The sequence below is a fragment of the Spirosoma sp. KNUC1025 genome (assembly GCF_045160025.1).
Lineage (GTDB): Bacteria > Bacteroidota > Bacteroidia > Cytophagales > Spirosomataceae > Spirosoma.
In genome coordinates this window covers 6,790,064-6,814,822 of sequence record NZ_CP087139.1, presented here as the reverse complement: position 1 = coordinate 6,814,822, position 24,759 = coordinate 6,790,064, and the positions used below count along the sequence as shown (strand labels likewise).

The 24,759-nt window shown below is 49.1% G+C and carries 18 protein-coding genes and 2 pseudogenes; 10 read left to right on the top strand and 10 right to left on the bottom strand.

Going from position 1 to position 24,759, the window contains the following annotated elements; translation table 11 throughout:
* Positions 1-82: 82 nt before the first annotated feature.
* From LN737_RS29760 to LN737_RS29750, 3 genes are all read right to left on the bottom strand, one after another.
* The gene (locus LN737_RS29760; protein WP_405514716.1) at positions 83-1,543 is read right to left on the bottom strand and encodes a M20 family peptidase; all 1,461 of its coding nucleotides are present in this window, start codon (positions 1,541-1,543) and stop codon (positions 83-85) included.
* A 217-nt stretch (positions 1,544-1,760) separates the two neighbouring features.
* The gene (locus LN737_RS29755; protein WP_405514714.1) at positions 1,761-1,994 is read right to left on the bottom strand and encodes a hypothetical protein; all 234 of its coding nucleotides are present in this window, start codon (positions 1,992-1,994) and stop codon (positions 1,761-1,763) included.
* A 124-nt stretch (positions 1,995-2,118) separates the two neighbouring features.
* Positions 2,119-3,453 (bottom strand): Nramp family divalent metal transporter, encoded by a 1,335-nt coding sequence (locus LN737_RS29750; protein ID WP_405514712.1) that lies wholly within the window; start codon positions 3,451-3,453, stop codon positions 2,119-2,121.
* A 250-nt stretch (positions 3,454-3,703) separates the two neighbouring features.
* Between LN737_RS29750 and LN737_RS29745 the strand changes: the two genes are divergently transcribed.
* The 9 genes and pseudogenes from LN737_RS29745 (at position 3,704) to LN737_RS29705 (ending at position 14,107) form a co-directional block, all read left to right on the top strand.
* Complete coding sequence (locus LN737_RS29745) at positions 3,704-4,363, top strand: metal-dependent transcriptional regulator (protein ID WP_405514710.1); 660 nt, start codon at positions 3,704-3,706, stop codon at positions 4,361-4,363.
* A gap of 116 nt (positions 4,364-4,479) precedes the next feature.
* Complete coding sequence (locus LN737_RS29740) at positions 4,480-5,568, top strand: LptF/LptG family permease (RefSeq protein ID WP_405514708.1); 1,089 nt, start codon at positions 4,480-4,482, stop codon at positions 5,566-5,568.
* 82 nt (positions 5,569-5,650) lie between these two features.
* Positions 5,651-6,583 (top strand): DMT family transporter, encoded by a 933-nt coding sequence (locus tag LN737_RS29735; protein ID WP_405514706.1) that lies wholly within the window; start codon positions 5,651-5,653, stop codon positions 6,581-6,583.
* 16 nt (positions 6,584-6,599) lie between these two features.
* Entirely contained in the window at positions 6,600-8,036 is a 1,437-nt protein-coding gene (locus LN737_RS29730; RefSeq protein ID WP_405514704.1) for a DUF6056 family protein, read from the top strand.
* Complete coding sequence (locus LN737_RS29725; protein WP_405514702.1) at positions 8,033-9,787, top strand: hypothetical protein; 1,755 nt, start codon at positions 8,033-8,035, stop codon at positions 9,785-9,787. The genes LN737_RS29730 and LN737_RS29725 overlap by 4 nt, the downstream gene beginning before the upstream one ends.
* A 25-nt stretch (positions 9,788-9,812) precedes the next feature.
* Positions 9,813-10,840 (top strand): annotated as a pseudogene (locus LN737_RS29720) (glycosyltransferase family 2 protein).
* 27 nt (positions 10,841-10,867) lie between these two features.
* Positions 10,868-11,869, top strand: a complete 1,002-nt coding sequence (locus LN737_RS29715) for a glycosyltransferase (RefSeq protein ID WP_405514700.1) — start codon at positions 10,868-10,870, stop codon at positions 11,867-11,869.
* Between the two features lie 105 nt (positions 11,870-11,974).
* Positions 11,975-13,510, top strand: coding sequence for an MBOAT family protein (locus LN737_RS29710; protein WP_405514698.1), 1,536 nt, complete (start codon positions 11,975-11,977; stop codon positions 13,508-13,510).
* A gap of 45 nt (positions 13,511-13,555) precedes the next feature.
* Positions 13,556-14,107: a Uma2 family endonuclease gene (locus LN737_RS29705; protein ID WP_405514697.1), complete on the top strand. Its 552-nt coding sequence runs from the start codon at positions 13,556-13,558 to the stop codon at positions 14,105-14,107.
* Between the two features lie 2 nt (positions 14,108-14,109).
* On the opposite strand, the gene msrB is transcribed toward LN737_RS29705, so the two are convergent.
* The 3 genes and pseudogenes from msrB to prmC all read right to left on the bottom strand — a co-directional run bounded on the left by msrB (position 14,110) and on the right by prmC (position 16,650).
* Positions 14,110-14,622, bottom strand: a complete 513-nt coding sequence (msrB, locus tag LN737_RS29700) for a peptide-methionine (R)-S-oxide reductase MsrB (protein WP_405514696.1) — start codon at positions 14,620-14,622, stop codon at positions 14,110-14,112.
* A 56-nt stretch (positions 14,623-14,678) separates the two neighbouring features.
* Positions 14,679-15,655: pseudogene (locus LN737_RS29695) on the bottom strand (AAA family ATPase).
* A 146-nt stretch (positions 15,656-15,801) separates the two neighbouring features.
* A complete protein-coding gene (prmC, locus tag LN737_RS29690) occupies positions 15,802-16,650 on the bottom strand; it encodes a peptide chain release factor N(5)-glutamine methyltransferase (protein ID WP_405514694.1) in 849 nt (282 codons plus the stop codon).
* A gap of 125 nt (positions 16,651-16,775) precedes the next feature.
* Here prmC and ribD point away from each other — a divergent pair, with 125 nt between their 5' ends.
* A complete protein-coding gene (gene ribD, locus LN737_RS29685; protein WP_405514692.1) occupies positions 16,776-17,831 on the top strand; it encodes a bifunctional diaminohydroxyphosphoribosylaminopyrimidine deaminase/5-amino-6-(5-phosphoribosylamino)uracil reductase RibD in 1,056 nt (351 codons plus the stop codon).
* Between the two features lie 13 nt (positions 17,832-17,844).
* Here ribD and LN737_RS29680 read toward each other — a convergent pair whose 3' ends face one another.
* The 4 genes from LN737_RS29680 to LN737_RS29665 all read right to left on the bottom strand — a co-directional run bounded on the left by LN737_RS29680 (position 17,845) and on the right by LN737_RS29665 (position 23,921).
* Positions 17,845-20,214, bottom strand: a complete 2,370-nt coding sequence (locus LN737_RS29680; RefSeq protein ID WP_405514690.1) for an ABC transporter permease — start codon at positions 20,212-20,214, stop codon at positions 17,845-17,847.
* Positions 20,215-20,445: 231 nt separating this feature from the next.
* Positions 20,446-20,955, bottom strand: a complete 510-nt coding sequence (locus LN737_RS29675) for a hypothetical protein (RefSeq protein ID WP_405514688.1) — start codon at positions 20,953-20,955, stop codon at positions 20,446-20,448.
* A gap of 12 nt (positions 20,956-20,967) precedes the next feature.
* Positions 20,968-23,679 (bottom strand): TonB-dependent receptor, encoded by a 2,712-nt coding sequence (locus LN737_RS29670; protein ID WP_405514686.1) that lies wholly within the window; start codon positions 23,677-23,679, stop codon positions 20,968-20,970.
* Between the two features lie 23 nt (positions 23,680-23,702).
* Positions 23,703-23,921: a hypothetical protein gene (locus LN737_RS29665; RefSeq protein ID WP_405514685.1), complete on the bottom strand. Its 219-nt coding sequence runs from the start codon at positions 23,919-23,921 to the stop codon at positions 23,703-23,705.
* Positions 23,922-24,759 lie beyond the last annotated feature (838 nt).

Below are 24,759 nucleotides of genomic sequence, written 5' to 3'. Positions count from 1 at the left end.
TGACTGGTGCCCGACGGACTAAGCGCGTGGTTAGTAGAACTCAAAGCGCCAATGTTATACAGACTATTAAAAAGAGCAACGGTTACTGCTGACTGTTTTTAATCAGGGCAACGTAAAACCGAATCATGTTCTGGTAGTCCTGAACGCGGATACGCTCGTTTGTGCCGTGAATACTCTGGGTTTCAGCGTCGTTGAGTGGTATGGGTGAGAACCGGAATATGGATGAGGCAATCCCGGAATAATATTTGGAATCGGTCGCTCCCAGCATTACATACGGGGCAACCACTACATTAGGGAAAACGCTTTTGATGGTTTGGTGAATCTTCAGGAAGGCAGGGCTCTCCGGATCAGATACGGCCGATGGATTATTCCCTTTACCCAGAATGTTTACCTGAATACTGTCGTTGTCAATAACCTGTTTAACCCGCTCGATAACCCCCTCAACCGTATCGCCCGGTAATAATCGGAAGTTGACCGTAGCTGTTGCGTCGATGGGCAGTACGTTGTCTTTCGCACCCGCCCGAAAGATAGTTGGGGCCGTTGTGGTGCGAATAGAGGCATTCCCTGACTTGGTCTGGCTCATCTGCTGCTCGATCAGAGAGGCAAATAGCCATCGATTAGCCAGCGCGATACGCTGCCCAAACGAAACCTCCGGAGCTAAATAATCTAACAAACGGTCAACACCTCCATCCAGGCGGGCGGGGAAGGGATTGTGTTCCAGCTTACTAACAGCTTCGGCAACCATGCCAATGCTGGTTTGCGCTGGTGGCATCGATGAATGGCCACCTTTGCCAATAGCAGTCAGTTCCAGACTTAGGTAGCCTTTCTCCGTAATACCAATCAGGGCAACTGGCTTTTTCAGACCCGAAACGCCATCGGTTTTAATGACGCCACCTTCATCAAGCACGTATTCGACCGATGTTCCCCGTTTTTTCAATGCTGCGGCAATGGTTTGAGCGCCCCGTTGGGCGGAGGTTTCTTCGTCCTGCCCAAACGCCAACAGGAGGGTTCGAGCGGGTTGGAAATTGGTACGTAGCAGGTACTCAACCGTCTCCAACAGCGCGATAACGCTCATCTTATCGTCAAGTGTGCCACGTCCATAGAGGTAACCACCCTCAACAAGGCCACCAAAGGGAGGTCGTTTCCACATACGCTGCGTTCCCTGGATAACAGGCACAACATCATAATGCCCCATCAATAAAACAGGTTTCAATGCTGAATTTTTACCTTTCCATTCATACAGCAGGCCATACTGATTAAAGGTTTCACGCTTGAGCCGCTGATGGATCAACGGGAACGTAACCTGAATGTAGGTCAGAAATTTGTCGAACTGAGTAGTATCGGTCAGGCTGTAATCGGTGTAAGAAACCGTAGGTATTCGAATGGCACCAGCCAGATGGTGAATCGCCGAATCAGGGATTTCGATGGGCGCCACCGGTGGTACATCTGCTAACTGGTGCGACCGGGTTCGGAGCGTATTGACGAGCAGGATGAGAATTAATAAGACGAGTAAAGCACCAATGATTCGTAAAATTGATCGCATAGAGTAGGTCAGTGAAAACGATGAAGTGAACGCATGAACAGGCAAGTGGTGCGTTGCCATCATTATTTCATGAGTACTGCCCCAAAAATGGTATTATTTGTTACGCGACAAATATTATTTGGCAAAAGAATGTAAACTACTAGGTACAATACTATTTTTTCTTTTTATATAGTAAAAGCACTCGGAATGATTCCGAGCGCTTTTACTATATCGCTAATTAATGTTGAATGAGCGGTTGGCTAGGCGTATATTCATGAACCGCATTATCGCCTTGTGAACGAAGCTCGATCAGCTGATTCCCTCGTTCACGAATGTCTCCTTTAAGCGTATCGCCCGATGCCAGAACTACATAGCCTTTCGTAAAGAATAACTGGGAGTAAGCGGCCTCCTGCGTAACCAGCGTAAGAACGAAGACCAGGAGAGCAAGTCCTTTGCGTTTCAAAAAATACATGTTGGGATAAAGCCTGTAACTGAATAGTAGTTACAAGTATATGGAACCTTACGCTAATTTTAAGGGTCATTTGGTGACAATTTCAGAAATTGTCACCGTTTACCTGAACGAACCCACCCTGAAGCTAAGCGATCGTATCCCAAAGCAGATAGCCGTTGAGGCCGATAATCAGCACAGCCACGATCCAGGAGAGGGCTTTCATCCAGACGGGATTCACAAAACGGCCCATTTTGACTTTGTCGCTGGTGAATTGAACAAGCGGTACAACCGCAAAACTCAGTTGAAGCGATAGGATGACCTGGCTGAATACCAGCAGTTCGCTCGTTCCCTGCTCACCGTACAGAACAGCCACCACCAAAGCCGGAACGATGGCTACCAGACGCGTAATGAGCCGACGTAACCAGGGCTGAATGCGCAGGTTCAAAAACCCTTCCATCACAATCTGTCCTGCCAGCGTACCTGTCAAGGTAGAATTCTGACCGGAGGCCAGTAAAGCCACTGCAAACAGAATCCCGGCCAGTTTAACACCCAGAATCGGGTCGAGCAGGCGGTGCGCATCGGTGATGTCGGCTACCTGCTGATTGCCGGAAAAGTGAAAGGCCGCAGCCGATAAAATCAGAATGGCTGCGTTGATGAAAAAAGCCAGAAACAGAGAAATCGTTGAATCGATGGTAGCGAATTTGATGGCTGTTTTCCGGCCGGCGTTGTCGCGCTTGAAGTCGCGGGTTTGTACAATGCTGGAATGCAGATACAGGTTGTGTGGCATGACCGTAGCCCCTAAAATACCGATGGCAATGTACAGCATACCCGGATTGGTAATGATCTCCGGACTAGGAACCAGCCCCGTTACTACGTCGGTAAAGTTAGGCCGCGACACCAGAAGTTCGTAACCAAAACAGCCAATGATCAGAAAAATAAGGCTGGCGATAATGCGCTCGATGGTCTGAAAGCCCTTATTCTGTAAATAGAGCAAAAGCAATACGTCTAAAGCCGTAATAAGTATGCCGATTGTAAGCGGTAAGCCGAATAACAGATTCAGGGCAATAGCCGACCCAATGACTTCGGCCAAGTCGGTAGCCGCAATCGCAATTTCAGCCAGTATCCAGAGGCCAATGGCAACCGGGCGACTAAAGTGATCCCGGCAGGCCTGAGCCAGATCGCGGCCCGTGGCAATACCAAGTTTTAGAGCCAGATGCTGAAGAAGAATGGCGAACAGATTCGAAATCAGCACGACCGACAAAAGCCGATAACCGAAGCGTGCTCCACCCGCAATATCGGTAGCCCAGTTACCTGGGTCCATATAACCCACGGCAACCATCATGCCGGGGCCAATATAGGCACGTAACGTCTTGAAAAAACCGCTGTCAACTGGTACGCGAACCGAGCCGTGTACTTCCGAGAGCGATTTCGTATCATTTTCCTGTTGCCAGCCTTTTATAGGTGTATTGGTTGCTTCCATCTAATTTCAGATTGTATATGCCTTCTCGACTATAACTACTATAAACGGATTGAACTGTTATAAGATATAGAGCTTTCTAAAGTGTTATTATCAGAATTATGCTTTACGAAGGTATAACGAAACAAATATAAGGATTGTTGAAATAAAAATTTAGACTAGTCTAAATTTTTAGAAAGTTTAACATAAAAACTACCTTTGCCGGTAAACTGTTTATACTTCTTTTGCCGTTCCCTATAGGACGTAGTGGTTTATGCATTCGTTTACCGAAGAAAATTATCTGAAGACGATTTATTATCTGGCCACCCGGCAGCAGGGTGAGGTGAGCACGAATGCACTGGCAGAAATGACGTCGACAAAAGCGGCTTCGGTAACCGATATGTTACGTAAACTGGCTGACAAACAGCTCATTCACTATAAGAAATACCAGGGCGTTCGGCTAACGGATGAAGGCGAACGACTGGCCTTGCAAATTATCCGGCGGCATCGACTCTGGGAAGTTTTCCTAGTTGAGAAGTTAGGCTTTGGCTGGGATGCCGTTCACGAAATTGCCGAAGAGCTGGAACATATCCGCTCTGAAGAGTTAGTTACCCGTCTGGATACGTATCTGGGAAACCCGCAGTTTGATCCGCACGGTGATCCGATTCCGACCCCAACGGGCAAAATGCCTGAAACCGGCTACCAAAAGCTGTCCGATGTCAGTGTTGGCAAATGTGTTTGTCTGATGGCCGTCCTGGAGCATTCGACAGAATTTCTGCAACATCTCGACCATTCTAAATTAACGCTCGGCAGCCTGGTTACCGTGAATGAGATCAACGCGTTCGATAAATCGGTACTTGTGCAGATTGAAAGTGGACGGGCTGTGTTCGTTAGCCACGAGGTTGCGAAAAATTTACTGGTCGATAGTCAGTAGTCACTGGTCAGTAGACATTGGTCATTGGTTTGTAGTGTAAACTTGCTAGCAACGAATGCCCAATGACGAATGACCAACAGACAATGACTTCTGACCAATGACCGTTGACTACTTTTATGAAACTACTGGATTGGTATATACTGAAGCGTTTCTTACAAACCTACATTTTTGTGGTGCTGGTGATTGTGCTGGTGGTTGTGATGATTGACTACACCGAAAAGGTGGATAACTTTCACAAAACCCACGCACCTGCCAACGAAATTTTGTGGGACTATTACCTAAACTTTGTTCCCTACTGGGCCAATTACATCAGTCCGCTGATGGTATTTATTGCCACGGTATTTCTGACCTCACGGCTGGCAGCCCGCACCGAAATTATTGCGATACTGAGCAGTGGCGTTAGTTTCATTCGCTTGCTATTTCCTTACGTACTGGGTGCATCGGTGCTGGCTGTAGCGACCTATTTTATGGTCAACTACATTATTCCGAAAGCCAATAAAACTCGAATTGGATTTGAGATCAAGTATATCAATGATGCCTTTACCTATTCTGGCCGGAATGTGCATTTAAAAATTGCGCCCAAAACCTATGCGTATCTGGAAAGCTACACCAATGCGAGTAACACCGGTTATAAATTCACACTGGAGCGCGTAGAAGGAAACCAGCTTAAAGAAAAACTCTCCGCCGACCGTATCGAATGGGATGCCAAGAAAAAGAAATGGACCGTATACGAGTATAAAATTCGCACCATCGACAGTCTGCGTGAAACACTTACGTCGGGTGCTCGCATCGATACAACGCTGAACCTGAAACCAGATGATTTCGATTCGGATTTTAACCTGTACGAGACCCTGACCCGCCCGGAACTCAACCAGCACATCGATTTACTGCAAAGTCGTGGGGCTGATGGTGTTGAAACGTATCTCCTCGAAAAATACAGCCGCGACACCCGACCGTTTGCCATTATCATTCTGACGGTGATTGGGGTCATTATGTCGGCCCGGAAGAGCCGCCGGGGTGTAGGCTGGCAAGTGGCGCTGGGTTTCTTTCTCGCGTTTACCTATCTTCTATTTTTCATGCTTGCAAAAGGTATCGCTGAATCGGGTAACCTGAATCCGATTGTGGCGGTCTGGTTACCAAACGCTATTTTTGCAGGTATCGGCGTATTATTGTACAATACGATTCCGAAGATAAGGCAATTGTGAATGAGCGAATGAGTGAATGAGCGAATAATTATGAAAATCGGCGCTCATTCACTCATTCACTCATTCGCTCATTCACTCATTCATGACAAACAAGCCTTCGCTTACAGATTATCTGCAGCTTCATTTCATTGTTGTGATTTGGGGGTTTACGGCTATTCTGGGTAAATTATTACAGCCACTCGACTCATCGGCGGTGGTTTTGTTTCGCACATTGCTGGCCGTTCTGGGAATGGGGGCTCTGCTTTGGTATCGAAAGCAATCCATTCTGGTAACACCATCCGATCGCGGGCGGTTGCTGGCTACGGGGGCTTTGATTGGTCTGCACTGGGTAACGTTCTTTTTAGCCGCCCGCATCGCAAACGTATCGGTTTGTCTGGCCGGGATGGCAACCAGTTCGCTATGGGCCAGCGTGCTCGAACCGCTGGTGTTACGTCGGCGGGTGCGATTGATTGAGGTGATTCTGGGGGCAGTCGTTATGGCAGGTCTATACGTAATCTTCCGGTTTGAATTTGATAAAGTTGTTGGGTTGGCGCTGGCGGTATTTTCAGCTATGTTAGCCTCGCTCTTTACCATCATTAATAGCCGGTTTACGCATCGCTATGATGCGTTGGTCATTTCGTTTTATGAAATGGCGGGTGCCGTTCTGGGTGCCTTTGTCCTGTGGTTGATAGCTCGGGCTATGGATACGCAGGGAGTGATGTCAACGGTTCAGTACATTCCCGAAACACCTATGCAGTGGCTGTGGCTGCTGGTGCTGGCCTTCGTCTGTACGGTCTACGCCTATTCGGTGGGCGTACGGCTGTTACGTAAGTTTACACCCTACATGGCCGTTTTAACCGTTAATCTGGAACCCGTTTATGGAATTCTGCTGGCTATGCTGATTTTTGGAAACGACGAGCGTATGACGTCGGGTTTCTACATCGGCACACTTATAATTCTGGCGGCTGTGCTTGCCTATCCATTCCTGAATAGCCGCTTTACCAAAGCCGAAGCGCGTTTGCCTGCCTCGACGTAATTGCCCTGAATGAACTATGTCTACCCCGTTTTCGCGTATTGTAACTGTACTTTTAGTTGTTTTTGCCATCGTGGTACTTTTGCCGTTGATAGCGCTGGCAACCTATAATCATCCATCGCCAACCGATGATTACTGTTTTGCCAATACGGTTCTGCACTACGGTTTCTGGCAGGCTCAGCAATTCTATTACGATGGCTGGACCGGACGCTACTTCCACAATTTTATTGTCCATACGAATCCGGTTGTGATTGGGTGGTATGGAGGCTACAAGATTTACCCGGTTGTTTTACTGGCTTTAGTCGTAGGTGGTTGTTACGCTCTGGCCAGTCAGTGGCTTACCCGTTATGCTGAAACTTCCGTTAAACTTGGGGTGGCCATGGGCGTATTTATCGGCTTTATCACAACCCTGGCTGGTATACCCGAATATCTGTACTGGTACACAGGGCTAGCCAGTTACGGGCTTTCCAGTACGTTGTTTTTGTTTTTGCTGGCTGTGCTAATGGCGCACCAACGGCGCGAATTTGGTTTACAGCCGGGTTATCTGCTAGCTGAAAGTCTGCTAGTTACCGCTATTGTTGGGTCGAGCGAAATGACAATGGTGCTGGTCATGTCGGTGCTGGGCTTTATTGCTTTTGTTGAGCTGATTCAGCGTCGGCGGCTATCGGCAGCTATTCTGATCCTGCTGGGCGTAGGGCTTGTATCGTGCTATTACCTGATGAAAGCACCGGGGAATGCAATTCGTCTGGGGGGCAATCCCAATGGGAGCGATATTCCGTTTACGATCAAGGCATCGCTGCGCTTTGCGGCTGAGTACGTACCAAAGCAACTGCTTCTGACCCCCTGGGTACCTTTGTCGCTGCTTTATCTGCCCGTTGCCTGGAAACTGGTGGAAGCGCGTCAGCGAGCTGGCGATTTACCACCTTACCTGCGCCTGCATCCGGCTCTGGGGTTATTGTATTGCGCCGGTACGGTACTGGCCCTTATATCTCTGCACCTATACGGCGTTGGTATTCCGCCCATTCCACGGCTGATTAATCTGGTTAATCTGGCCTTTTGGTTAGGATTGCTGTACTGCCTGACGCTGTTCGTTGTTGCGTTACGTCATCGTATTCAGCCTGCTCGGATTCAGTCGTATATTCGTTCAGGGATGCTGGTGGCCATTGTCTGGGCCATTGGTGTTGCATCGGTTGGTACGGTTCTGCCCGTTGTGTATGGCGACTGGCTAAGTGGGCGGGCGGCTGAATATGACCGAGCTATGCTGGAACGGTACCGGCAGCTGGCCGAGTCCAACAACCCGGAAAGTTTGCTGGCGCCATTGCCCAATTACCCGGTTTCGTTGTTTCTAGAAGATATTCATACCGATCCAAAACACCTCTGGAACCGTTGTTGGGCTGATTATTTTCATAAAAAAACGATAACCCTGACGGATAAACCAGGCATCCATCTGAAATGAATCTAGCGTACATATCCGGTAATCAGTCGTTGGTGTCAAATCGGTTGAAGGTACTCGCTCGGGTGCTGGTGGCTATACCTGTGCTGTGCTTCGGCCTGCTGCTGTTTACCTACATTGTCGATGTGCCGTGGATGGACGACATCGAAGCGTTTCTGAGTTTTATTATCGGCTATCTGGATGCGCCTACGGTTGGCGAGAAAGTGCACTGGCTGCTCCTGCCTAACAACGAACATCGGATTCTAACGGGTAAATTAATTACGCTCCTGCTCTATAATCTGACTGGTACCGTAAATTTTCGCTGGCTGATTTTTGCGGCTTTTGCCTTTCTACTGGGTCTGCTGATCGTTTTTTATCGCGTTTTCCGGTCTACCAATCTGCCATTACTTGCCTTTGTGCCAGTACCGTTTTTGTTGCTTCAGCCGCAATATTATCTCACAACAACCTGGGCAATTACGGGATTGCAGCATCAGGTGGTGGTGGCAATGGTCGTGGCGGTGCTTTATTGGCTGGCGAATGGAGGGCGCAATCGATTCATTGCTGGTCTCAGCCTACAGGTACTGGCATCCTTTTCGATGAGCAATGGCTTGTTCGGCTGGGTAGCGGGGGCGGTTGTGCTGGCCATGCAGCGGCAGTGGATTCGATTGGGTATCTGGCTTGTCGTTGGCGTGGCTACCATCCTGCTTTATTTTCACGGGTTTCAGAACGCACAGGGCAACGGTAGTAGCGTTACATTCTTCCTGGAACATCCGCACCTGATCTTTTTCGGATTTTTTACGTTTACGGGTGGTCTTTTCGATTTTCTTCCGGAGTCATCTATTCTTATACGTAGCATACTTCCCACGTTGGCCGGCCTGATACTGATTCCGTCGATGCTCTGGCTATTGTGGCGTATGAACGAACCTATCTTCCGGGGACGGATCAAAACGAACGTAGTGCCCAGTCAGGAAATGAGTGCGCTCTGGCAACGGCGTTATTTCTTCACGGGATGTTATGCCTTTCTGATGGTCAACGCGGTTATTGTGGCTTTTCTTCGGCCACGGTTTGGCTACGCGGTTATGCTCATCAGCAACTACATGATTTACCCCGCTTTGCTTGTCGTGCTGTTGTACCTCAACGTAATAAGTGAGCAATACAAAAATCCGCGTGCCTGGAAGCGCTGGCTGCGGTTGGGTGTAAGCATGGCGATGGTTGTTTGGGGCTTGTGGTACGTTATCCGATTGCCCAAAATTGCGTACCGAACGCAGCAGTTACTTACCAGTGCTTATAATCAGAAACATAATGGAACGGGTTTGGGACCAAACTGGGGTTCGCCGTTTATCGATCTGGCTCGCCGGAGTTTGAGTGAATCATTAAAACGGGGTATCTATCAGTATCCGACAGAAGCTTATTATACCCCTTACGAATCGTCATTGGAAGGCGAATCTCATTCATTCGCTCCTGATACGAGTCTTGCGTTACGTGTGACGGGGGGCGGATATAGCTATCTGGCTGAAACAAACTATGATGCGCTTCCGTACCCGGTGCATCAGTCGGCAGTTGTTGTACAATCGAAGCAGCGGACGTATCTTTTTCCATCACCAGTCGGGTTTTCGCCCGCTAATTTCTACCTGAATCGGCCCGTCCGGACCTTACAGGCCGAGGTTATTATGCCGATGCTGGCACCGGGACAGTACCGGGTGGGCGTACTGACACCGGCGGATGGACATGAGAATCCGATTCGGTTCAGCCAGCAAACAATTACCGTTCCTTAACAAATGAGCGTCGAAAATGGCCCTAATGTCAAAAAAACTTACTTTTGCCAATTCTGCCACCGACTCAATCCATATTGCCTTGCCAGAACCTCAGATTTCGATTGTTGCCCCTTTGTATAATGAAACCGAGTCGTTTCCGCGGTTGGTTGCTCGTTTGAATGCGGTTATGGAGGCATCGCCCCTGACCATTGAAGTGGTACTTATTGACGATGGAAGCCGTGATAATACGGCCTTACTAATGCAGCAGGTAGCTCTGACAGACAGTCGCTATCATTGCGTGTTTCTATCCCGAAATTACGGCCATCAGATTGCTCTAACGGCTGGTATTGCCGCAGCCCGGGCTACAGAAGCGCTCTTTATTATCGACGGAGATCTGCAGGACCCCCCGAACTGCTGACTGATTTTTACCGGAAATACCAGGAAGGATTTGATGTGGTGTACGCGATTCGGAAGAAGCGAAAGGAGAACTGGTTTAAGCGCACGGCATATGCACTGTTTTATCGGCTGATGAAATCGATTTCGTACGTTGACCTACCCCTTGACAGTGGTGATTTCTCCCTGATTAGTCGGCGGGTGGCCGATGTGCTGAACCAGATGCCTGAAGAAAGTCGATTCATTCGGGGCATGCGTAGCTGGATTGGCTTTCGCCAGACGGGCTTTGAATACGAACGGGATGCCCGGCTGGCGGGTGAATCGAAGTACTCGTTCAAGATGCTACAGCGACTCGCGTATAACGGTATTTTTAATTTTAGCGAATATCCGGTTAAGATCATCACCCGGCTGGGTATGCTTACGATTGGGGTAGCCCTGATTTATTTAATACAGACGCTAATCAAACGATTTATTTATCACGATGTACCACAGGGCTTTACGGCACTTCTGTTTGTCATCGTGTTGTTCAGCGGGGTGCAACTGATCGCGCTTGGACTCATCGGCGAATACGTACTGCGGATATTCTTTCAGGCGAAAGGGCGACCGCTTTACGTTCTTCGGGACGTTATCCGGGATCAGGAGCGACAACCCATCACACCGCTGAAAAGCTCGAAAACATGACGTAGTGCGCGTACCCGACAGTGCTTTTTGATTACTACCTTCCTCTACTTCCTGATCGTGCTGAACTCTGACTTTGCCGGCTATCCAGATCGCATTAATATTGTCATTCCATTATTCAATGACTGGCAGGCTCTCGGGCTATTATTGGAGCGAATTCGGTCAGTCTGCGAGCCGGGTCTGGTTCGTCGAATGGTATTTCTGATTGTAGATGATTGCTCGGTAATGAATGGTGAAACGTTGCCCGTTGGTATTGGGCAGTCTTTGTCGGTGCTTCGGTTATTCCGTAATGTAGGCCATCAGAAAGCCATCGCCATCGGATTGTCGTATCTGGCCTCGTTGCCTGAGCAGTACCCAACCATTGTGATGGATTCAGATGGCGAAGATCGGCCCGAAGATATTGCTAAACTACTGGAAACGGGCCTGAATCAGCCCAACAGCATTGTGTTTGCGCATCGGTCCAAACGGCATGAGAGTTTCCTGTTTCGGGCATTTTATGAACTGTACAAAACGGTGTTTCGGCTGCTAACGGGTAAGGTGATTACGTTTGGTAATTTCAGCTATGTTCCGGCCCAGCAACTGCCCCGACTAACCCATGTTTCGGAGATCTGGAACAACTATCCGGGTGGTGTGATTCGGTCGCGGTTGCCATACACGGCCGTGCCATTAGAACGCGGACCAAGGCTGGCGGGCGAATCCAAGATGAATTTTGTGTCGCTGGTCATGCATGGGCTAAGTGCAGTATCGGTGTTGATTGACACAACGGCTGTTCGACTGGTTCTGTTCTGTGTCATGATGGTGGCTGTATCGCTTTTGGGTATTGGCGTGGTGGTTACGTTGCGGTTGTTTACTGATACGGCTGTTCCGGGTTGGGCCAGCTATTTAGTGTTTTCGTTTCTGATTGTTATTCTGCAGGCGTTTCTGATTTCATTGCTGCTGGTCTTTATCGTGCTGTCGTATCGAACGCAGCCGCAGTTTATTCCAGCACGACAGTTTCAGGATTTTGTTGAGCGGGTCGATCAGGTGTATTAAAAAAGTTGTTAGTTGCTGGTCATCGGTTATTGGTCCTTCGCCTGGCGCATCAGCCACGAATAACCACTGACTACTGACGCACTGACTAAGAGCTTACGACTTTGGATGTTATTTAATTCTCTACAGTTCTTACTGTTTTTTATTGTCGTTACGCTTAGCTACTTCAGTCTGAAGTGGCAGGGGCGATGGCTGTTGTTGCTGGTAGCCAGTTGCTACTTCTACATGGTCTTCAAGCCGGCGTATTTTCTGATTCTGCTGCTGACGATTGTCATTGATTACATTGCGGGTATCTGGATTGAACGGACGAATGGCCCCGCCCGCCGATGGCTTCTCATCCTGTCGCTGATCTCGAACATTGGCATTCTGGCCTTTTTCAAATACCTGGGCTTCTTTACCGAAAACGTATCGTTGCTGTTTGAGAAATTGCACATGCCGGGCGTGGCCGATGAGGTAATGTATCAGGGCAATCGGCTCTTCATCAGGGTACTACGCTTCTTTGGTCAGAACGATGTGAAGTCCTTTAAAGAGAATGTCATTAGCATTCTGCCTGTGGGCCTTTCCTTCCATACGTTTCAGGCCATGAGCTATACTATTGAGGTATATCGGGGCAACCAGAAAGCCGAACGGCACTTCGGGATTTATGCACTCTACGTTATGTTTTACCCGCAGTTGGTGGCTGGCCCAATCGAGCGCCCGCAGAACGTACTGTGGCAGTTTCATACCTATTTCAAATACGATAAGGAGAACGTAAAGGCTGGATTGATGCAGATGGCATTTGGCCTTTTCAAAAAGCTGGTGATTGCCGATAGGCTGTCCATGCTCGTCGATTATGCCTACGGGAATCCGTCGGCGCACAACGGACTAACCTTACTGGCCGCTACGTTCTTTTATACATTTCAGATCTATTGCGACTTCTCGGGCTATTCCGACATTGCCATTGGGGCTGCTCGGGTGATGGGCTTTACGCTCATGGAGAATTTCCGGACGCCTTACATTGCGCAGTCTATTTCGGAGTTCTGGCGACGCTGGCACATTTCCCTTTCCACCTGGTTTCGGGATTACCTCTACATTCCGCTTGGTGGAAACCGGAAAGGCGAAGTCCGGCAGTATTTGAACATGCTCATTGTGTTTCTGGCCAGTGGACTCTGGCATGGCCCAAACTGGACGTACGTCATATGGGGCGGTCTGAACGGGCTCTATCAAGTGCTGGCTGTGCTGCGCGACAAGTTATTGGCCAGAATGGGTTTTTCAAGTACGCCATCCCGGCAGATTCACTCGCCAGTTCAGGATAAAGAAAGTCCTACATCGCCAGTACGCGTAGTGGTTAATACAGTCATTACGTTTGTGCTGATCATGCTGACGTGGGTTTTCTTCCGCGCTCGAAATCTGAGTGATGCGTTTCTGATTCTGAGACGTATCGGTACATTATCTTTCGGCGACCACATCGAAAGCCCGATGAACTCCACCGAAATGGGATTTAGTGTATTCCTGATTCTGTTTCTGCTGACAAAGGAATATTTCTACCTGACCATTCCAACACGCAGTACCATTCGGTTTGCGGCTTTGTTCGTCCTCATTACGTGCGTCACCTATCTGTTCGGCGTCTTCGCATCTAACCAGTTCATTTACTTTCAATTCTGATTCGGTATATTTGTTTTAACCAAGAACGGCTTAACTATACAACCGATGACGCTTTCAATTAGTCAGATTATGACGCCGGAAGAGTTTTATTTCTTCTGCCGTGAAAATCCTGATCATAAGTTCGAGCGTGAGCCCAACGGACGAATTATTGTTATGCCTAATACTGTAGGAAAAACGGGACGTAAAAATTCAGAGTTGACGACAGATGTAACGATTTGGAATCGTCAATCTAAATTGGGGGAAGTCTTTGATTCATCTACTGCATTTAACCTACCCGATGGAAGCACCCGTTCGCCCGACGTTTCCTGGATTACTAGTGAACGGTGGGATACACTTACTGAACGTGAACAAGAACAATTTCCGCCTATTTGCCCCGACTTTGTGATAGAACTTCTTTCGGCTACTGATTTGCTGAAAGTTGCAAAAAAGAAAATGACAGAGGTATGGATCGCTAACGGTTGTCGGCTGGCCTGGCTGATTGATCCCAAAACGGAAACTACCCATATATTCCGAGCTAACGGTGAAATTCAGATCGTTAATTTCGATAAGCCATTGTCAGGTGAGGACGTGCTGGTTGGGTTTGAACTAAAATTATAAGACTATTGACTCACGGGCTTAAACGTCAACGCTACGCCATTCATGCAGTACCGCAGTCCTGTAGGGTCGGGACCGTCGCTGAATACGTGGCCTAAATGGGCATCGCAGACGGAACAGCGGACTTCCGTTCGATTGCCGTCGGGTTCGGTATAGATGGCGTTAGAAACAACAGGGGCATAAAAACTGGGCCAGCCTGTATGGGAATCAAACTTGGTTTCGGAAGAAAAAAGTGGGTTATGGCAACACACGCAGGCGTATGAACCCCGGCGGTGCTCGTGCGTGAGTTCGCTACTATTTGGCCATTCGGTGCCGCGTCCACGCGTGATGTTATATTGCGACCGCGTCAGAATTTCCTGCCATTCTGCATCTGTTTTTTCTACCCGTCGGCCATTGGGTGACGTAGTGCCCGGTGGTGGTTTATGGGGTGGCCGGGGCTTCGCAATGTAAGTGCCGTAGAACCACAGGCTCGCAGCCAGCAAAGCAGCAATCAGCAGGAAAACGTAAGTTGGTTTCATGAGTGTCAGGCTTCTGCATCAAAACACCAAACAAGGCATCAGCCGTTCACAATAGCTTACCGACCAATAGCTACCTTTCGTAAAATGGAGTCAATCACCTGCAGGGTCGTTATACCGTCGGCTTCGGCTTCATAATTAAGCATAATCCGGTGGTTGAATACGTCTGGTGCCACTTCCTTAATGTCTTCGGGTAATACGTAATCGCGCCGGTCGAAATAAGCGAGGGCTTTGGCGGCCAGATTCAGGTTGATGCTGGCGCGGGGCGATACGCCAAACTGAATATAGCGGGCTTCGTCGCGAAGGTTATATTCCAGGGGTCGGCGGGTGGCAAACACCAGCTCGATAATATACCGCTCGAGCGTTTCGGAAATGGTGATGCCATTAATCTCATTGCGAATCGCTACGAGTTCATCCTTCCCCAGTACGGGCCGTACTTCATAATCGAAGTTGAGGTTCGACATACGGCGCATTACTTCCAGCTCATCTTCCTTGCTCAGGTAATCCACAAAAACCTTCATCATGAATCGGTCTACCTGCGCTTCGGGCAAGGGGTACGTACCTTCCTGTTCAACCGGGTTTTGGGTGGCCAGCACCAGAAACGGGCGATCGAGCACAAACGTTTCTTCACCAATAGTCACCTGCTTTTCCTGCATGGCTTCGAGCAGCGCCGACTGCACCTTTGCGGGGGAGCGGTTCACTTCATCGGCCAGAATCAGGTTGGCAAAAATTGGGCCCTGCTTCACTTCAAATTCAGCCGTTTTCTGATTGAAAATCATGGTACCGATCAGGTCAGCCGGGAGCAGATCGGGGTAAACTGAATACGCTGAAAATCAAGCTCAAGCACTTTAGCCAACGTATTGATTGTGAGCGTTTTTGCCAGACCGGGTACGCCTTCCAGCAAGATATGTCCACCCGTAAACAACCCGATTAGCAGCCGATTCAGCAGGCGATCCTGCCCAACCACAACCTGGCTCATCTCGTTGAAGACTTCCCGGATTTTTGTATGGTATAAAAATGTGGTGGTTGATTGCATGTTCAGTCAATGGTCAGTTCGCTTCGCTGTCATCAGGCATTGGTCAGTAGTCATTGGTCACTGGTTAGTGTTCATAGTTCTGATTGCCAATGACCAATGACTACTGACCAATGCCTGATGACAGCGAAGCGAACTGACCAATGACTCTAAAACGTTGCCCGGATGCTTCGATCCTTGCCGTGAATGTCTTTATACACCTGAATGTTCCGGAAACCGTGGTCAGCAAATACCTGTCGTGTAGCTTCGCCGAAGCGTTCATTAATTTCAACGTAGCAGGACCCATCTTTCGTCAGGTGGCGGGTACAGAAATTGGCAACGGCTTTGTAAAAAACCAGCGGATCATTGTCTTCCACAAACAAGGCCAGATCGGGTTCGTAATCCAGTACGTTACGGTCCATATCGGCAGCTTCCGAGCGCGTTACGTAGGGCGGGTTACTGACCACACAGTCGAAGCGTTTGCCAAAATCGGCCGGTACGTTCAGAATGTCCTGAATCTCGAACGTAACATCCGCTTTCAGATTCTGGGCATTTCGCTGAGCCAGTGCCAAAGCTTCGTCCGATACGTCCCAGCCTGTCACAACCGATTGGGGCAGAAACCGCGCCAGCGTAATGGCAATACAACCGCTGCCCGTACCAATATCAACAATGGGTACGTCGTCAGTACGGTCGGCAAAATCATGCATGATCAGTCGAACCAGATCTTCCGTTTCCGGACGAGGAATCAATACGTCGGGCGAAACCTCGAACTCTAAGCCGCAAAAAATCGTCGTACCGATAACATGCTGGATGGGTTCCTGCCGGTTTAGTCGTTCCAGAATTTTAAACCAGTCGGGTTCTGTCCGATTGGGCGGCAGTGGCTTATCGGTCAGTACGTCGGTTTTACGGAAACCGAAATAATGATCGAGCAGCATAAAGGCCATTTCACGCGCTTCTTCCGGCGGATAGGCGGTAATATTTTTACTGAGTCGTTCGTATAGAGGTTTGGCGGTGGCCATGTGGCTTAGCGAAGTAATTTTGCCAAAAATAGGGAAGTTTCAGTTAAGGGTACTCGGTTTACAGATTTCGGTTTACGGTTGTAGATGAGAAATTTGTGGCTGTGCTGGCCTCAAAACCGAAAATCATGAATGAATCCATGAATCAATATATGCGTCGCGCGCTCGAACTGGCTACGCTCGGCCGGGGCAGTGTGAGTCCGAATCCAATGGTGGGCTGTGTCATTGTTCACGGTTCTCCGGGATCGGAACGGATCATTGGCGAAGGATGGCATCAGCGCTACGGTCAGGCCCATGCAGAACGTAACGCCATTTTATCGATTCGGCCCGAAGATGCTCATTTACTGCCTGAATCCACAGCGTATGTCACCCTCGAACCCTGTTCTCATTACGGCAAACAACCCCCCTGCGCGGATTTGCTGATTGAAAAACGCATCGGGCGGGTTGTCTGCTGCAACGATGATCCCAATCCATTGGTTGCCGGGCAGGGGTTCGCCAAACTGCGGGCGGCTGGTATTGCGGTCGAAACGGGTGTTATGAACGAAGAGGGCCGTCGCCTAAACGTGCGCTTCTTTACGGCTATGGAGAAGAAACGTCCGTACATCCTGCTGAAATGGGCCGAAACATCCGACGGATTTATTGCCGGAGAGGGCGGCCGACCCGTCAAAATCAGCGGTGATCTCTCGGATCGGCTTGTTCATCGGTGGCGGAGCGAAGAAGATGCCATTCTGGTTGGAACCAATACGGCCCGCATCGACAATCCTCGATTAAACACGCGCCTTTGGCCGGGCAAAAATCCGATACGTATCGTGCTGGACCGAACGCTATCCCTTCCTCCGGAACTGCATCTGTTCGACGGTTCCCAGCCGACGATTGTGTATCATGGGAGCGAAAGCGCGCATGAGGGTATTTCACCGTCTGGCGGTCCCCTCATTCACTCGTTCGCGCTTTCGCTCATGGACACCTTGCAGGACCTCCATCAACGTAACGTTCAGTCCATTCTGGTTGAAGGAGGAACAACGCTGTTGAAATCGTTTATGGAGGCCGGTTTGTGGGATGAGATGCGTGTGTTTCGGAGCCGTATGCTGTTGGGCAACGGTATAAAAGCGCCCGTAGTGCAGGGAACTTTGGTAAGCCGGGAAATGATTGGCGACGATGAACTGAGCATCTATCAGCCGCAGTAAACCCGGCTGTTCTCTATTCAGTTTGCAGCGCCTTCACTGGGTTTGAGATTGCCACTTTGTAGACCTGCGACCCAATTGTGATCAGAGCAAGCAGCAGTATCAGCAGCAACGCACCAACAAAAGAGCCAGCTGTAACGGGAATATGGTAGACGTACACGTTGTCGAACAGAGCTTTCATCGCAACGAATGCCAATGGCAAAAAGATAATCCCAGCTACGGAAATAAGGATCAAAAACTCCCGGTTCAGCAGGTTTGCTACGCTGAAAGCTGATGCGCCAAGCACTTTTCTGATCCCGATTTCTTTCGTTTTCTTCGCTATCGACAGCGAAACCAGGGCGAACAGACCCATAATCGAAATAATGAGCGTCAGTATGGCGACGTACGTAAAGACGTCCTTAACCCGGCGCGACTCATCATAGCTGGCTGAATACACGTCTTCCTGCTGCGACAGCTCGAAAGGAACGTCGGGCATTACCTTATACCACTCTGTTTTCAGGCGGTTTGACAAGGTGGCCAGATCAGCCGTATTTACTTTCAGCGTCAGTACCCGGTTCTCCGATGAGCGGTTTAGCTTGAGAATGCAAGGCGCAATTTTGACAAAGAAAAACTGGTAGTTGAAATCATGCACCACCCCGGCCACCTGATATGATTTGTTGTCCAGACGAATACGTTTTCCCACCGCTGACTGCCAGCCCATCGTTTTCACCAGAGATTCGTTCACTAAAACAGACTGATCGGCATCAACTGGCGAGTCGGGCAGGAAATTACGGCCTTGTGTCAGGCGTAGGCCGAGCGCGCTTACATAGTCGGACCCAACGCGAAATACATCGGCTGTGGATTTAACGGAACTGGTTTCCAGCGTGATTGTCTGGTCGCCGGCTCGGCCAATCTGATCCTGCGAGCCAGCGACCTGAACCACATCGGGCAACCGGCTTGCTACGTCGCGCAGGTAATTGAAGCTCTTTTCAGAATCTGTCCGCAACACTACCAGCTGATTTTGATTATAGCCTACATCCATATGGCGGATAAACTGGGCATTCTGGGTAGTCACAATGGCAGCGGCTACGGTAAACATCGATAAGCCAAACTGAACGACCAGTAGCGTTCTGACAAACCCGTTGTTCCCTGCAATACGTTGTTTGCCCTTCAGCACATTAATCGGGCTGAAACTGCTGATATACAGCGACGGATACAGGCCGGAGATGAGGCCAATGCCGATCATCAGGACCAGCAGAAACAGAACCAGTTTCCAGTTATCGATCAGGTTAAAACGGAGCTGGTAGAAGTCAATTAATTGGCTAAAGGCTGGCAGGAAAAGCGTTTCAGCCAGCACAATCGCCAGCACGAGCGCCAGAAAACCGGAAAGCAGGTTCTCGCCAATAAACTGCTGAATGAGTTGTTTGCGCGTACTGCCCAGTACTTTTCGCACACCAATTTCCTTGAACCGACTGGTCGACGTAGCGATGGTGTAGTTCATAAAATTGAAACAGGCCATCAGCAGTACCAGTCCGGCCAGAACGCCCAGCACCAGCAAACCCGTTGGTGACGTACCACTTGCCAGTGCATGACGGGTGTTGTGCGAATGCTGCGCTGTCGTCAGCAGGTTGTCCAGATAAAACGAGGAGATCACCAGTTGCTGGTTTATAGCGTTATGCGCCTTTACGTACCGGTTTAAGGCTTTCGTCACCTTATCGGCCGACGAGGGCGAAGTAAGCTCTATAAATGTTGCCTGTACCTGCCTGGCCCAGTCGTTGTCTTTCCAGCCCAGCTCTTTCCCGACGGCAAAATTGACCAGCATATCGAAGCTGAAACTGGCTGTATTCGGAAAGGGAGCCGCCACAGCCCTCACGGTAAAATTCCGTTTCGTTTTATCGCCGAAGAGAATGGTCAGTTGCTGGCCAATGGCTTGCGCATTCCCAAAATATTTGCGGGCCATCGGTTCTGACAGAATAATTGCCGACGGATCAGTTAAGGCGTCGGGGCTACCTGCCTGCAACGAAAAACTGAACATCCGGAAGAAATCGGGGTCGGCCAGGCGAATGTATTCGTTGAACACATTGCTGCCTGATTTTACAACAGCCCGCTCGCCCTGAAAGCGAACGAATCGCTTCACGTCGGGCAAGTCGGCCTTCAGCGCAGGGCCTATGGGGTCAGGCGAAGTAGCCCACTGCTCAGGCGAACCGTCAGTCGTACGTACATGATTGACCATGTAAATAACTGACGCTTTACTATGAAACGTATCCTGATTATAGTGGAACTGAATCAGCAGATATACCACAATGCAGCAGGCAATGCCCATCGCAATGCCCAGTATATTGAAGCCAGCGAATAAACGTTGTTTCGCCAGATTGCGCGTCGCCATGAGCAGGAAATTACGGAACATAGGCCAAAAATCGTTTTTACCGTCATCCCCGGCAAATAGTCTGCCAAATATGGCCAGTACGTCTCCAAGGCTTATTCGCGGCTATTCTGCTGACGGTGAGTGGATTGAGCCGTCCACGAGCGGACAGGTTCTGTACGGTATCGGACAGAGAAATCAGCGCATTTTGTCGCAAAAAAAGCACCCACGCCAGAAACGTGGGTGCCTGATTTATAAAGCGTAATGTAGAACGAATTATTGTCCCTGAGCAACGGGAGTTGCGTTCAAGCCAATATCACCACTGGCTACCAGCGTAGTCCCGGACATAATTTTGACATTCGCATTCAGGGCACTGAGCTTGTCATAAAAACCGGCTTCGTTGATTGTAAAATACTTATTGCTGGAAAACGCTCCGGTGGTGCCACTTACTGCATCCAGCGGCTTAAGTACCGTAGCCGAGCTTTCGATTGCTTTTCCCTGATAAACGGAAGCCGTGTAAGTGGCACTTGAAGCGGTGTTATACAGACCAACCTCAACCAGAGTAACGCTAGAGCTGTATTTGTAAAAAACCACGCGGCCGTTGATGGTTGTTCCGGCTGCTGAGCCTAACGTATAGGCTTTATAGGTCGATACCGTACCACCACCGGGGGCCGCAGTCATGATAGGCTCATAATCCTTCTGTTCGCAGGAGGTAGCCATGACCATCAGAGAAAGAGCAATGCCAAATATTGAGAGTGAGCGCAGCGTATACATAATAGTTTTCATCGTCAGGATAGATTAGAAGTTGAACGACACCCGGCCATAGTAATAAGCACCGCTGGAACCTTGCTGATAGTTGGAATACAGATAGAAACCACGGTTTTCCGGACGAAGAATCTGAGGATATTTGTCTAGGATGTTACTGCCACCAATAGAAAACTTCACGTTACGGTTCAGCGTATAGCCCAGAGACAGGTCAAGAATGGTCTGAGGAGTGAACGTCTGGTCGTAGTAGTTTCCTTTGTCGTCGGCTGATACGGAAAGGGCCGTGATTTTACCGTAGTAGGTTCCCCGTAGCATAGCGTCCCATTTGCCCTGGCGATACATAACTGAGGCAATAAGTTTGGTACGTGGTGTTCCGGTTTCGAACTGACCGATAATGTCCCGGCTGAGGTATTTTTCGACAACCTGTTCAGAAGTTAGGTTCGCTACGTTCAGCGCGGGTGGGTTCCGGCTCAGGATGGTGTTTTTGCTGAAGATAGCGGCCAGGCTGTAAGTCAGGCTCCGGTTGCGGGTCAGATTTTGCGTGTAGTTCCCAACCAGTTCAAGCCCTCTGGAGCGTACATTGGCTCCATTAACAAAGAACTGAGCCTGCCCACCACCGATAACTTCATTATAGTTGTTGCCTACTTCTTCAGCGCTAAAGAAGCTGGTCTGGAAGATACGATTGTCGACATCGATCTGATAGGCATCGACACTCACTTCAAAGCCCCGCATTGGCTGATACGTTAAACCAAAGCCATACGTACGGGAGTTTTCCTGTTTCAGCCCCTTAATGCCCAGAACACGGGCCGCTGTACTGTTTGTCGCGTAGGTCGTTACGTCAAGTGGCTGTGGAACGCCGTTTGCATCGGGGATAAACGCCGTAGTGGTGTGCGTGAAATTCAGCTCCTGTAAGGAAGGTGCCCGGAAACCCGACGCAATAGAACCCCGGATCGTTAAGTTAGGAGCGAGATTATAGCGAGCAGCCAGCTTACCAATGGAGACACCCCCAAAATCAGAATAGTTTTCAACCCGCAGGGCAGCCGTTACCAGGAATTTGCGCGTCAGCTCCAGCTCCGTGTCCAGGTAAGCTGCCATCGTCGTACGGAACGCATTCCGCTCATCTTTAGGACCAAAGCCTGAGAAACATTGACAGTTAGAGGCAAAGTTCTTAACCGTTACCTGTTGCCCTGCGTAAACCGACAATGGCTTACCATCGGCTCCCACAATGGGCTGCGCATTCTCATTTTGTAAAGGCAGACCATTCGGGCCGACCAGCAGACCCGCCTGCGTTGCCGTCAGGATACCTGCATCGCCGTAGGCATAACTTTCTTCCTGACCACGGATGATTTTGTAATTTTCAATCCGCATTTCAGCACCAAACGCTACGTTCAGGCCGTTCATGACGCCTTTGAAATAACGTGAGAAATCGAGGTTGGTCGAGTTTTGCGTGAACTGATGCGTACCGATATTCATATCTACCGGCGAGTTAGCACCAATCGATGCGTTGAAGGTGTTCGTCATGCTGATCAGCGACGTATTGCGACCGAACGTATTGCTGAAATCGACGCTAAACTCACCGATCTTACTACGGATACCTACCGTATTGGAAATATCGGCTGTGTTCGTAATCAACTGTGGTCGGAAGCCATTCGGATAGAGCAGGTAGTTGAAACGGTCGGTTTGTGCGGGCCGCCGATAATAGCAGGAGAATCCCTTCAGGTATTTATAGGACATCCCGCCGAAGCTATAGAGCGTAGTGTTCGCATTGATTTCGTAACCGGCGTTGTAGAACATCGATCCCATCGTGATGCCCGGCAAACCGGCGTACACAGCAAAATCGGATCTTGACAGGTTACGAGCGCTTAACAAGCCGTCCTGTGTTTTTAGATTCGACACCAACGAGGCATTACCCGCAGCCTGCGCACTGATCAGCTCAGGGTTCGTAATAATGGGTCTGCCATTTTTATCCGTACGCAGGTTGTTCAGATACGTATTGTCGTAAATCTCCCAGTCGTTGACGAAAGGACGTACGGTAGGACGGCGCTGGGTAATCTGGCCGGTAAGGTTCAGGAAGCCTTTATCGCCAATTTTGAAACCATAGTTGGCATCAAACTGATAATTAAAGCCATCGGCCTTGCCTGATTGGGTAAGATCACCAGCCTGGCCACCCGAGTTAAGATATCCGCCACCGGTCAGGTTGCTCGTTAATTTGTTCGTCCCTTTTTTCAGAATGATGTTAATTACCCCGGCAACTGCATCGGAGCCGTACTGGGCAGCAGCACCATCACGCAAAATTTCAACCCGGTCGATCGAAGCTGTTGGTATGGTCATCATGTCGACCGAGGTCGATGGGCTACCTACGGCCGTGGTTCCGATCAGCAGCGATGACGTGTGCCGACGTTTACCATTTATCAATACCAGAATCTGGTTAGGAGCCATGTTACGTAACTGAACCGGATCAACGTGCGAATCGAGGTCACCGCCCTGATTTCGAACAGCGTTGAAGCTGGGCGCAACGAAAGCCAGCATCTGAGCCAGATCGATCTGGGGAAGATCGCCCATGATGTCTTTAATTGAGATAACGTCAACAGGTACAGGCGTTTCCAACACAGTACGGCCTGTATTCCGTGTACCCGTTACGACCAGTTCAGTCAATTGAGTCGCATCTTCTTCGAGGCTAATGTTGAAATTGGTTTCGGTCCCAACTTTTACTTCTTTGGATTTGAAACCAATAAAACTGATCACCAGAACATCATTTGGGGTAGCTTCTAACGAGAACCCCCCTGATTGTCGGTGATAGCACCTTTACGGCTGTTGCCTTTTAGCAGCACATTAACTCCCTGTAACGCTTCTGAGTTACCGCTGGCGGTTATCTTACCCGTAACTCTTCTGGATTGCGCCAACGAAGCCATAGGCAACAGAGCAACCAGTAAAAAGACGGTGACTAACAAAGGGATGACGTCACGTTTACGTAATTTTCTTGTCATGTTGATTGGAAATTAAAGTAAGAACTAAGCTAGGAGGACAGTTAAACAGGATTAAATCGGATACAACGCAGCCCTGGACAGGACGGCAGAACACAAGTATTGGATGAGAAGAAGGCGAGGGGCGTCGCTGGATCGATTACGTCTTTACCACACTTCACACCTGATGATTAATACGGATGTTTAACGGAGAGGGTAATCTGTGTTTTGATTACGCCCTGCCCGACGTTGGGGCCCAGCACACGTAAATGGCTGGTTTAAGGTGGTATGCGCCCCAAAATGGTACGTAGCAGAATAAGACGGGGATTGATAGCGCATTATTCCGGGAGAAAAACTCCCCTGAGCTGAGTAGATGTTGTTGATCGGATGGCGTTTCATGTTGTTAGTAAGTTGAATGTCAAGCGGAATCATTTGAAAAAAAAATGGCAATACAAAACCTGACAGCCGATTTTACGACTTATCGATACGACCATAATGGGTACTGAAATTAATCGACAACCAATTCCCTCTTTAGGCAATTAGCTGGTTGCCGGTTTCTGATTAGCTAAGCTCTCTGATCTTTCGTGTACACGACTTTAAGAGCTATATTTTGTTGTACTTTTTCAAATATGCCAATTATAATAACGCTGTCAAATGCTTTAGCAAAATAAAATGCTATATTATTTGAATAGTGAAATATTTAATTGTATTGCTGATATTTTTTCAGCGATTACGTAGTAATTGACCCGTATTTATACTTAAATCCCCCTGTATATCTTGTACAACCGTATTACGTGCACAAGATATACAGGGGATTCGACCAGGCGAAATCAACAGTGTCAGCAGAGAGACATTTGTTTTG

Bases quoted from the DNA above. Each gene is read 5' to 3' on its own strand.
- LN737_RS29755 (WP_405514714.1), bottom strand. From the start codon at position 1,994: ATGTATTTTTTGAAACGCAAAGGACTTGCTCTCCTGGTCTTCGTTCTT.
- LN737_RS29740 (WP_405514708.1), top strand. From the start codon at position 4,480: ATGAAACTACTGGATTGGTATATACTGAAGCGTTTCTTACAAACCTAC.
- LN737_RS29750 (WP_405514712.1), bottom strand. From the start codon at position 3,453: ATGGAAGCAACCAATACACCTATAAAAGGCTGGCAACAGGAAAATGAT.
- ribD (WP_405514692.1), top strand. From the start codon at position 16,776: ATGAATGAATCCATGAATCAATATATGCGTCGCGCGCTCGAACTGGCT.
- prmC (WP_405514694.1), bottom strand. From the start codon at position 16,650: ATGGCCACCGCCAAACCTCTATACGAACGACTCAGTAAAAATATTACC.
- LN737_RS29745 (WP_405514710.1), top strand. From the start codon at position 3,704: ATGCATTCGTTTACCGAAGAAAATTATCTGAAGACGATTTATTATCTG.
- LN737_RS29710 (WP_405514698.1), top strand. From the start codon at position 11,975: ATGTTATTTAATTCTCTACAGTTCTTACTGTTTTTTATTGTCGTTACG.
- LN737_RS29665 (WP_405514685.1), bottom strand. From the start codon at position 23,921: ATGACAAGAAAATTACGTAAACGTGACGTCATCCCTTTGTTAGTCACC.
- LN737_RS29680 (WP_405514690.1), bottom strand. From the start codon at position 20,214: ATGTTCCGTAATTTCCTGCTCATGGCGACGCGCAATCTGGCGAAACAA.
- LN737_RS29705 (WP_405514697.1), top strand. From the start codon at position 13,556: ATGACGCTTTCAATTAGTCAGATTATGACGCCGGAAGAGTTTTATTTC.
- LN737_RS29725 (WP_405514702.1), top strand. From the start codon at position 8,033: ATGAATCTAGCGTACATATCCGGTAATCAGTCGTTGGTGTCAAATCGG.
- LN737_RS29730 (WP_405514704.1), top strand. From the start codon at position 6,600: ATGTCTACCCCGTTTTCGCGTATTGTAACTGTACTTTTAGTTGTTTTT.
- LN737_RS29760 (WP_405514716.1), bottom strand. From the start codon at position 1,543: ATGCGATCAATTTTACGAATCATTGGTGCTTTACTCGTCTTATTAATT.
- msrB (WP_405514696.1), bottom strand. From the start codon at position 14,622: ATGAAACCAACTTACGTTTTCCTGCTGATTGCTGCTTTGCTGGCTGCG.
- LN737_RS29675 (WP_405514688.1), bottom strand. From the start codon at position 20,955: ATGAAAACTATTATGTATACGCTGCGCTCACTCTCAATATTTGGCATT.
- LN737_RS29735 (WP_405514706.1), top strand. From the start codon at position 5,651: ATGACAAACAAGCCTTCGCTTACAGATTATCTGCAGCTTCATTTCATT.